At 40.8% G+C, this 10385-nt stretch carries 8 protein-coding genes; 5 read left to right on the forward strand and 3 right to left on the reverse strand.

Annotated elements, in window-relative coordinates:
* Positions 1–53 precede the first annotated feature (53 nt).
* From AB5754_RS12220 to AB5754_RS12230, 3 genes are all read right to left on the reverse strand, one after another.
* Positions 54–368, reverse strand: a complete 315-nt coding sequence (locus AB5754_RS12220) for a DsrE family protein (protein ID WP_311832658.1) — start codon at positions 366–368, stop codon at positions 54–56.
* Between the two features lie 14 nt (positions 369–382).
* Positions 383–1555 (reverse strand): AI-2E family transporter, encoded by a 1173-nt coding sequence (locus tag AB5754_RS12225; RefSeq protein ID WP_311832659.1) that lies wholly within the window; start codon positions 1553–1555, stop codon positions 383–385.
* Positions 1556–1730: 175 nt separating this feature from the next.
* Positions 1731–3281, reverse strand: coding sequence for an Nramp family divalent metal transporter (locus AB5754_RS12230; protein WP_368251628.1), 1551 nt, complete (start codon positions 3279–3281; stop codon positions 1731–1733).
* Positions 3282–3471: 190 nt separating this feature from the next.
* Here AB5754_RS12230 and AB5754_RS12235 point away from each other — a divergent pair, with 190 nt between their 5' ends.
* The 5 genes from AB5754_RS12235 to AB5754_RS12255 all read left to right on the forward strand — a co-directional run.
* A complete protein-coding gene (locus tag AB5754_RS12235; protein WP_368251627.1) occupies positions 3472–4362 on the forward strand; it encodes an alpha/beta fold hydrolase in 891 nt (296 codons plus the stop codon).
* A gap of 641 nt (positions 4363–5003) precedes the next feature.
* Positions 5004–6776 (forward strand): glycoside hydrolase family 13 protein, encoded by a 1773-nt coding sequence (locus AB5754_RS12240; RefSeq protein WP_368251626.1) that lies wholly within the window; start codon positions 5004–5006, stop codon positions 6774–6776.
* Between the two features lie 33 nt (positions 6777–6809).
* On the forward strand, positions 6810–8450 hold the full coding sequence (locus tag AB5754_RS12245; protein ID WP_368251625.1) for an alpha-glucosidase: 1641 nt from the start codon (positions 6810–6812) through the stop codon (positions 8448–8450).
* Positions 8437–10074 (forward strand): alpha-glucosidase, encoded by a 1638-nt coding sequence (locus AB5754_RS12250; RefSeq protein ID WP_368251624.1) that lies wholly within the window; start codon positions 8437–8439, stop codon positions 10072–10074. The genes AB5754_RS12245 and AB5754_RS12250 overlap by 14 nt, the downstream gene beginning before the upstream one ends.
* Before the next feature lie 99 nt (positions 10075–10173).
* A partial coding sequence (locus AB5754_RS12255) for a cation transporter (protein WP_368259624.1) occupies positions 10174–10385 on the forward strand: 212 nt, incomplete at its 3' end.

The following is a 10385-nucleotide window of genomic DNA, read 5'->3' on the forward strand; positions in this document are numbered from 1 at the left end:
AGCGTCTAAAGAACCCCGGTAATCACGTTGATTTTGTGATTACCGGGGCATTTTTATGGCTTGATATAGGCATAACCTAAGTGTTGCAATTTGACTAAATCTAAGACGCCAGCGGGGACGACAGTAACTTTAGCAGGCAGGCGTTCTTCTTCAATTTTAAACCCCCGTAACGCATTGCGACAAGCGTGAATTTCAGCTTCGCCAGTCTCGATAAATTCTTGCTGTTCGGGATCTAAAAGCCCGGTGATGGCGGCTCCGTTAATTAATAATACGATTTGCATAGTGGGGCTAGCGACTTTTAGGTTGTGAATGTTTTTCTTTGCTTCTGACCATTTGGCCACTTCATCTACATGGAAAACAACTTTCATTTTAACACGTCCTTTCAGTAATCCTTTTCAGAAAACTCGGTTTGTTCATAGGTTCCTTCATTGCCAAAATAGCGATTGTAGCGTTGTTTAAACTTACGGAAGACAAAGACGGTCAACAGTTTAATCAACGTATAAATAGGAATTCCTAAAACGATTCCGAAAAAGCCTAGTAAATCTCCCATGACCATTAAGACAACGATAATTGTAATAGGATGAATTTTAAGCCGATTGCCTAAAACGCGAGGAACTACTAGATCTCCGTGAAGAAGTTGGACGACAAACCAAGCAATGACAAATTTCACCACCATAAAACCGGAGTCTTGGAAAGCCACAAACAGTCCTGGCAAAAAGGCGATAAACGAACCGATATAAGGCACAATATTTAAAATTCCCGCTGCTAAGGCAATTAAAGTGGCATATTTTAAACCAATTAATACAAAGACAACCCAATAAATCAATCCTAATAAGACAGAGGCAATAACCTGGCCTTTTAAAAAAGCGCCAATTTGTTGGTTGGCAATGGTGATTAATTCCTTTACATCACGGCGAAACCGGGGAGGAATAATGGACATCAAGGTATCGTAAAATTTCTTAGGACTTTTAATTAAAAAGAAAGCGATAATCGGTCCGGTAAACAACGTGATGCCCACAGTGGAAATCGTGGAAACCACGGTGCCTAGTCCCCGAGCGCCATCTTGCCAATTTTCACTGAGAAAAGCAATGACACTTTCAGTGAGGGAATCCAAAGAAGTAGTCAATTGCTGAAATTCGTCGGCAAAGGGAGTGTTGTTGACAAAAGACTGCACGCCTGCCAGAAAGTCTTCGGCTAAGCTGGGAAGCTGATCAAATAACTCCACTGACTGTTGGCTGATTAAAGGAAATAACTGAAACCCGCCAAAGATTAACAGCGCTACTAAAAGGATATAGGAGGCAATCAAGCTAATGGTACGGGGGATTTTTTTACTTTCCGCAAAATCTACAATGGGGCATAAAGTGTAATACAAAACGAGGGCGAAAATTACTGGAGGTAAAATTGTCCCAATCAGCACCATAATTGGCTCATACAAAAAAGAGACTTCCCGTAACAACAACACGGTAATCGCAAAGAGACAGATTAAACCTAAGATATAATAACTCGTCTTGCCACCTAGAAAGGAAATCAAGCGGTGTGAAGATTTTTTTTCCATAAGAATCATCCTTTCTGGAAAATACTCTTTCACTAAGTATAACGAATTCAAAATTATCTGTACAATTTAAGGCTGGAGAGGTTTAAAATACAATGCTTAGAAAAAGAGAAAGGAATGTGCCGCAATCCTTTCTCTTTTTCAATCAATTATTTTAATGTAAAAAGCTTTAACTGAATTATTTCAATGAATCATGGTAACGTTTGTTGTTTTTGTACAAGTCCCAAATGGTCCAAGCCAACAAGGCTAGAACTCCGGCAATTAAGCAATAGGCAATGCCATTGGCGAGGGTTATTTCACTGGTGCTGGGATTGTCACCAAAGAACCCTCGAATCGAATCCGGTAAACCTCGTAAATTCAAATAGGTCAAAGCAATCACTGAAAGCCAGCCTAAGCCTTGAATGATGGGACGATTTTTAAAGCGAGTGCCCATTTCAGTAGCACTATTTGTCATAATCAATAACGGCAACATGGAAAATGGCAGCGCAAAGGCTAGGAACACTTGAGAGTTATTCATCAAGTTGTTCAATGCTTGGTGTTCTTCGATGGGATTGTCACTGCGAGTGAGTAGTACACAGACCATAACCGGAATTACGGAAATCAAACGAGTAACCAAACGCCGCAACCAAATCGGGATTTTCAAATGAATAAAACCTTCCATAATAACTTGTCCGGTTAAGGTGCCGGTAATGGTGGAGTTCTGCCCGGAAGCTAAGAGGGCCACGGCAAATAAAGTGGACAAGAGCCCAGTTTTCGCCACATTCATCAAAAGCCCATTGTTCATCACAGAAGGGTCAGACAAAGCTTGAAAGAGACCGAAGAAAGAAGGGTCTTTTACAGAACCGGATTTAAAAACCGCTACCCCCATAATTAACAGTAAGGCATTTACGACAAAGGCTAATGAAAGCTGGATATTGGAATCCCAAGTGGTGAAGCGAACAGCTTGAGCCACACTATTTTCATTTTGATGATCTACTTTCCGCGTTTGGGAGACAGCGGAATGCAAGTACAAATTATGGGGCATAACCGTTGCGCCGATAATTCCTAATGAACCAGTTAAAGGGGTTTGTCCTCCAATGGTAGGTGTTTCCGCAAAGGTTTTTGGTGTGGGGATAAAACCTTTTATCACCACGCTCCAATCAGGATTGGATAATGCTACTTGATAAACAAAGACAAAGAGAATGACAAAAATCAAACAGACCACAATGCCTTCAATTTTACGGAAGCCGATTTTGGTTAAAAGCAAGAGCAATAACACATCAAAAACGGTAATAAAAACAGCAATCCACAAGGGAATCCCAAAAAGGAGATACAAGGCGATGGCCGCCCCTACAACTTCAGCGATATCTGTGGCCATAATTGCTAACTCGGTAATGATCCACAGTACGATGCCTAGTGCCTTACTAGTTCGAGCCCGAATTGCTTGGGCTAAGTCCATCTGGGTTACGATACCGAGTTTTGCTGCCATATATTGCAGCAACATGGCAATCAGACTGGACATGAGAATCACCGACATGAGTAAATATTGAAAATTTTGTCCCCCAGTAATGGAGGTAGACCAGTTTCCAGGATCCATATAGCCCACTGCAACGAGTGCTCCTGGTCCAGAATAGGCTAATAACGTTCGCCAAAAACCTTTTCCTTGAGGGACTTCTACGGTGCCGTTGATTTCTTCTAAGGATTGACCGCTGCTATGGGTGACCAACCTTTCTTTTTTGGAGTGTGTCACAAACGCTCCCCCTTTATTTTAAATTCCAGACGCGATTTTTAGGTGCGCCTTATTCTTCTAGTTCTGTTATACGCATATCGGAGTAAAAATGCAACTATTTCTCCTTATAACCAGTGTTGGTTGCTCTAAAAGTCTAGCTAGCGTAAGATGAAAAGAAAGAAAATGATTCAATGAAGAGGAGTTAGATGAGATGAATTATCGCTTGCATACCCTAAGTGGTGAAGAACACACCCAACTTGCTTTAGCAGAATTTTCAGTAGGAGAACCTAAAGGAGTTGTCCAAATTATTCATGGTGCTTTGGAATATAAAGAACGCTACTTTGAGTTCGCCCATTATTTGCAACAAGCTGGCTATGCCGTGATTTTGTCAGACAATCGAGGTCACGGTAAGAGTATATCGAAGCAGGATAGCTTTGGTTTAATGCGAGATTTTGACAGCTTGGTGGCAGACCAAGTAAGCATTAGCCAATGGATACAAAAACGCTATCCTAATCGTCCTTTGATTCTTTTTGGACATTCCTTTGGTTCGATTTTAGCCAGAGTTTATTTGCAAAAAAATGACCAATTTCTAAGTAAGTTGATTTTGACGGGAACCGCCAATTATGTAACCGTGGTACCAGTGGGAATTCAATTAGCGAAAGCCTTTATCAAAGTCCGTGGGGAGCTCGCTTATTCTCCTGTGTTAAATTATCTGTCGGGAAATTTAGGGGTGGAGCAAGAGTGGTTGTCTAACAATCCGGAAAATAACCGCAAAGCCAAAGAAGATAAAAAAATGGTCCCTCGTTATCCCGTGCGTAGTCTATTAACAATTTGGGAAGGAGATCGTCAATTGAAAGCCTATGATCGCTATCAATGTCAAAATCCGGATTTGCCTATTTTAAATGTAGTGGGGGCTGAAGACAAAATTACGGGTGGCTCTCGGGGAGTAGCAGACACCTTAAAAACACTGAAAAAAATCGGCTACCACAAACTCACCAATGTGGTGATGGAACACATGAAACATGAAGTGTTAAATGAAGTGGACAATCAGCTGGTTTATGAAGAAATTTTGCGCTTTTTGGAGGATTCTCGCAAAAAGTAACAAAAAAACCGAAAGCAGGGAACTTTCGGTTAGTTGGGGGAGGTATATCAAAAAAGGGAGATATACGAGAATCTCTTGATTGGGGGATCAAGGATTCAATAGAACAGCTAGAGTGAAAAGATGAAGAGCCATCTTTATAAGGATGGGGTGTCTAATAGGAATTGGGGGAACCTATGAGACCTCTTCTTTACACTTTTAATTCTAGCCTGTCGTGAGAAAAAAAGCCAAAAAATGATGTTCTTTCAACGGGAGAAAATAAGTTTTTTGATGAAATAAACCGCGTTATTATCCCTTTTTGAAAGCAAGTCCCATCTTTTTCAGCTTTCAAGAAAAAAATGGTCAATGGCGGGTCAGGGCTCTTTTAACAGCTTGCAAAAGCGAAATGATTACGCTTACTAAAAATGTGATAGATTTAAAGCAATCGATTGCATTCTGATCAAGGGTTCGTTAAGCTATAGTTAGGTGATCAATTAAAATAAAGCGGAAGTCGTAGTGTTAAAAACCGGTTTATTACTCGTAATAGAATAAACGCAAAACAGATATCTCTGGTTACGGACGCAATCGATTGCTTTAATTATTGAAAACATTTCTGGAATATGCCATAATAATGCTAAAATCGGAAAATGAAAGGGGAAACAATTATGAATACAGCGGCAATTTATCATCGTCCTGACAGTGAATTTGCCTTTTTATATACAAAAGAGACGATGCGGATTCGTTTGCGGACTGCTCGAGGAGACTTAAAGCAAGCTTTTTTACTGCATGGGGACCCGTATCGGATTAACGACGAGGACTGGTGTGAAAATCCCATTGAAATGAAGTGTTATTTGTCTACCAATGTTCATGATTATTGGATTTGTGAAACAACTGCACCCTTTAGTCGATTGGCTTATGGGTTTCACTTAATTGGCCGGGATAACACAGAGATTTTCTATGGCGATCATGGCGTTTTACCTTTTAAAGAAACCATGCTGGCCATGCCGAATAATTATTTTCGTATGCCATATTTTCATGAGGCAGATCGGTTTCAAGTACCGGAATGGGCAAAAAAAACCGTGTGGTATCAGATTTTTCCGGAACGTTTTGCCAATGGAGATACCACAAATGATCCTAAAGGAACGCTACCTTGGGGCTCTAAAGCCCCTGACCGCCAAGATTTTTTTGGAGGAGACTTGCAAGGGGTCTTCGAACATTTAGATCATTTGGAAGAGCTAGGTGTAAATGGCTTGTATTTTTGCCCAATTTTTGAGGCCCATTCCAATCACAAGTATGATACCATCGACTATTTAAAAGTTGACCCGGCTTTTGGGGATGAAGCTTTGTTAAAAAAATTGATTGCCGAGTGTCACAATCGAGGCATGAAAGTGATGTTAGATGCGGTCTTCAATCACATGGGAGATGTTTCTCCTCAGTGGCAAGATGTAATCAAAAATGGCTCTAAATCACCTTTTGCAGATTGGTTTCACATTCACGAGTTTCCTGTGAGTTATACGCCGGGAGAGGATTTTGAGGATGCAAAAGATCTGACCTACGATGTTTTTGCTTTCACACCCCATATGCCGAAATTAAACACGGCAAATCCTAAAGTAGAAGCTTATCTTTTAAATATTGCCAAATATTGGATTGAAGAGTTCGATATTGATGCGTGGCGACTGGATGTGGCTAACGAAGTAGATCATCATTTTTGGAAGAAGTTCCGCCAAGTATGTGATGAGACAAAAGCAGATTTTTATATTTTAGGAGAAATTTGGCATTCTTCGCAAAGCTGGTTACAAGGAGATGAATTCCATGGGGTGATGAACTACGCCTATATGGATGCCATTAAGGATTATTTTATTAAAGGCGTGATTCCTATTGAGCAAATGGTTTCGGAGATTAACCAGCAGTTGATGTACTACCGGGATCAGACCAATCAAGTACAGTTCAACGTACTTGATTCCCACGATACGCCGCGTATTTTAACCGAGGCTAAAGGAGACAAAGACTTGATGAAACAAGTTACGGCCTTTACCTACTTGCAACCCGGGACCCCTTGCATTTATTACGGTGATGAATACGCCATGACCGGAGAAATGGACCCGGATTGTCGCAAGTGTATGGTTTGGGATCCTGATGAACAAGACCAAGATATGTTCCAATTTTTTCAAACTCTGGTGGCTTTTCGCAAAAATTGGCAGCCAATTTTGTCGGCAGGTCAGCTGAAGTGGGAAGTGGTGGAGGATAAATCGGGAATGATTCGAATCAGTCGGGAAACAAAAGCGGGTAAGCTGACTGGGGTGTTCAACACTGGCGTCATTGGAGATGAAGCCAAACATGTGGCAGTTTCCGGAGAAGTTTTAGTGAGTAATTTATCGGTAACTGTAGCCCAAGAAGCAATCATTTCTCCAAAAGGTTTTGTGATTTTTGCTAATTAAAACAGTTTAAAGAATCAATAGGAGGCTTTTAATATGGAGCAACATTGGTGGCAAGAAGTGGTGGTTTATCAAGTCTATCCTCGAAGCTTTTACGATAGTGACGGAGATGGCATCGGGGATTTAAAAGGTATTATTGCAAAACTCGATTATTTGGCAAAGTTGGGAATTGGGGCGATTTGGTTGTCGCCAGTCTATGCTTCTCCTAATGATGATAATGGCTATGATATTTCTGATTATCAACGTATTATGAGTGAATTCGGAACTATGGCAGAGATGGATTTATTAATTCAAGAGGCGAAAAAACGCCAGATTGAAATTGTAATGGACCTAGTTGTCAACCATACTTCTGATGAACACGCATGGTTTGTAGAAGCAAAAGAGAATCCAGACAGTCTTTATCGCGATTACTATGTTTGGCGTGATCCGGCAAAAGATGGTGGCGTTCCTAATGGCTTGACCTCGAATTTTTCAGGTAGTGCTTGGACTTTAGATGAGGCTAGCGGGCAGTATTATTTGCATTTATTTAGCAAGAAGCAACCGGATTTAAATTGGCAGAACCCTCAATTGCGCAATGAGATTTACACGATGATGAATTATTGGATTGATAAGGGTATCGGTGGTTTTCGTATGGATGTAATTGATTTAATCGGCAAAATTCCCGAAGCAGAAATTACGAATAATGGCCCTAAGCTCCATGAATACTTACAAGAAATGAACCAGGCAACCTTTGGGGATAAAGACTTATTAACCGTTGGGGAAACTTGGGGAGCGACACCGGAAATCGCCAAACTATACTCTGATCCTAAGCGTCATGAGCTTTCCATGGTTTTTCAATTTGAACACGTAATGTTGGATCAAGAAGCCGGTAAGAGCAAATGGGATTGGACACCTTTAAAGATTAATGAGTTAAAACACGCTTTGGCTCGTTGGCAAACTGAGTTAGGAGAAGAAGGTTGGAACTCATTGTTTTGGGAAAATCACGATTTACCTCGGGTGATTTCACGCTGGGGCAATGACCGAGAATACCGAGAAGAATCGGCGAAACTTTTTGCTATCATTCTTCACATGATGAAAGGCACGCCTTATATATACCAAGGAGAAGAAATCGGCATGACCAACTCCCCGGTGACCGATATCAGCCAAGTCAAAGATATTGAAAGTATCAATCTTTATTACGAACGCCTTGCTCAAGGTTACGACAAAGAGACGATTATCGCCGCCATTAATCGTAAAGGGCGTGACAATGCTCGTACGCCTATGCAATGGTCGGCAGATGTCAATGGAGGTTTTACAAGTGGAACTCCTTGGCTAAAGGTTAATCCTAATTATCAGACTATTAACGTAGAACAAGCTTTGACTGATGAAAACTCCATTTTTTATACTTATCAAAAATTGATTGCATTACGGAAAGCCTATCCTTTGATGATTTGGGGAGATTTTGAATTATTGGAGACGACGGATAAAATCTTTGCTTATTTGCGTCGCTATCAAGGTGAGACATGGTTAGTGGTGGGCAATTTCTCTGATGACAAACAAACACTGGACTTAGGCCAATATGCCGTAAGAAAAACGATCATTCACAATTATCCTGAGATTATTACCAGTTTGGCAAGAGAATTGCGCCCTTGGGAAGCTTTTGTCACAGTGGTGGAGGCTAACGATGACCGCAAATAATCCTTGGTGGAAAAAGGCGGTGGGCTATCAAGTTTATCCGCGCAGTTTTTATGATAGCAACGGAGATGGTATTGGGGATTTGCAAGGCATTATTCAGAAACTGCCGTATATTCAAGCTTTGGGAGTGGATTTTATTTGGCTGAACCCCATTTATACGTCTCCCAATGTGGATAACGGCTACGATATTTCTGATTACCAAGGGATTCAAGCAGAATACGGCACGATGGCAGATTTTCATGAACTATTAGCCCAAGCCCATCAGCGAGGTTTAAAGGTGATTTTGGATTTGGTGGTTAATCATACCAGTGATCAACATCCGTGGTTTCTAGAAGCAAAGTCTAGTAAAGATAATCCTTATCGCCATTACTATCACTGGCAAAAAGCTTCAGAGACGAAAGCGCCTAATCAATGGCAAAGCTTTTTTGGAGGTTCTACTTGGACCCATGACAAAGCCAGTCAGGAGAGTTATTTCCACGTTTTCGCTCCAGAACAACCAGATTTGAATTGGGTAAATGAAAAGGTTCGCCAAGAGATTTATCAGATGATTGAGTGGTGGTTGGAATTAGGGATTGATGGGTTTCGTCTAGATGCCATTAGCCATATCCAAAAAGCGGAATGGAACTTTCAACTTACGGACAATCCTTGGGCGCCTTTTATGAATGTAGCAGGAATTGATGCTTATATGGTAGAACTGCAAGCAATTTTTGAAAAGCATCAATCTATGACTGTAGGCGAGGCCAGTGGGGTTTCCAGTCGTAAAGCGGTGAATTGGACCCAGGATAGTGGTTATCTGGATATGATTTTTGAACTGGAACACAATGTACGAGAAGGACTGCCGGGCGCTGAGCGCATAAACGTACTAGGTTTTAAAAAGGTCTTGGCTCGCTGGCAAAAGGATTTAGAGTGGTCTGGTTGGAATGCTCTTTATGTGGAAAACCATGACAATCCTCGGATTAATTCGATTCTCGGCAATGAAACTGTTCAGTCGGCTAAAGCCATTGCCTTGTGCTATTTGTTGTTAAAAGGAACCCCTTTTATTTACCAAGGACAAGAATTGGGCATGATAAATTTTCCTTTTGCTTCCATTGATCAAGTAGATGCGAAAGATTCTCACAACCAGTATTGCTTATTATTAGATAAAGGAGTTGCTCCAGAGAAAGCATTAAAAATAACGACTCACTGGACTCGGGACCATGCTCGAACCCCGATGCAGTGGAACGCTACTGAAAATGCGGGTTTTACTAAAGGCAGACCATGGCTTGAAGTAAATCCTAATTACCAAAGAATCAATCAAGAAAAAGAAGTGGAAGATGGGCGCTCTATTTTGAACTTCTATCAAGAGTTGATTGCCTTTCGGAAAGCCCATGACACTTTTGTTACTGGGAGTTTTGATTTAGTGGCCAAAAATGATCCTGAAATATTCGCCTATACTCGAGCCGATGAAAAACAAACCTTTCTCATTATGGTGAATCTCTGTGATAAACGACGAGTACTCACTATGAAAAAAATTTTTCTCCAACAAAAATATCAGTATGTTTTTGGAAATAGGACTGAAAAAGAAATTACACAGAATATGGTTTTTGAATCATTTGAGGCTGTAGTATTTCGAAGGATGATGAAATAAGGACAAAGCTTTCTTGTAATTTTACGAGAAAGCTTTTTTGCTAGGGGATTTTTGTGCTTATCCCTTATACTAAAGGTGCAGTTATAAGGAGTGAAAGCAATGGAGAAAAAATCAGCGGGTATGGGTGCTGTAATTGCCGCATTAGCTGCTAATATTTTAGTAGCAATTAGTAAGTTTATCGGTTATTTGTTCAGTGGCAGTTCTGCCATGTTAAATGAATCGATTCATAGTGTAGTGGATTGTGGCAATCAGGCGTTACTTTTAGTCGGGAACAAGCGAGCGACTCGCAGTCGCAGTGAATTGCATCAGTT

The organism is Enterococcus sp. 2201sp1_2201st1_C11_2201SCRN_220225 (assembly GCF_040925905.1).
Lineage (GTDB): Bacteria > Bacillota > Bacilli > Lactobacillales > Enterococcaceae > Enterococcus_C > Enterococcus_C asini_A.

Bases quoted from the DNA above. Each gene is read 5' to 3' on its own strand.
- AB5754_RS12220 (WP_311832658.1), bottom strand. From the start codon at position 368: ATGAAAGTTGTTTTCCATGTAGATGAAGTGGCCAAATGGTCAGAAGCA.
- AB5754_RS12225 (WP_311832659.1), bottom strand. From the start codon at position 1,555: ATGGAAAAAAAATCTTCACACCGCTTGATTTCCTTTCTAGGTGGCAAG.
- AB5754_RS12235 (WP_368251627.1), top strand. From the start codon at position 3,472: ATGAATTATCGCTTGCATACCCTAAGTGGTGAAGAACACACCCAACTT.
- AB5754_RS12240 (WP_368251626.1), top strand. From the start codon at position 5,004: ATGAATACAGCGGCAATTTATCATCGTCCTGACAGTGAATTTGCCTTT.
- AB5754_RS12245 (WP_368251625.1), top strand. From the start codon at position 6,810: ATGGAGCAACATTGGTGGCAAGAAGTGGTGGTTTATCAAGTCTATCCT.
- AB5754_RS12250 (WP_368251624.1), top strand. From the start codon at position 8,437: ATGACCGCAAATAATCCTTGGTGGAAAAAGGCGGTGGGCTATCAAGTT.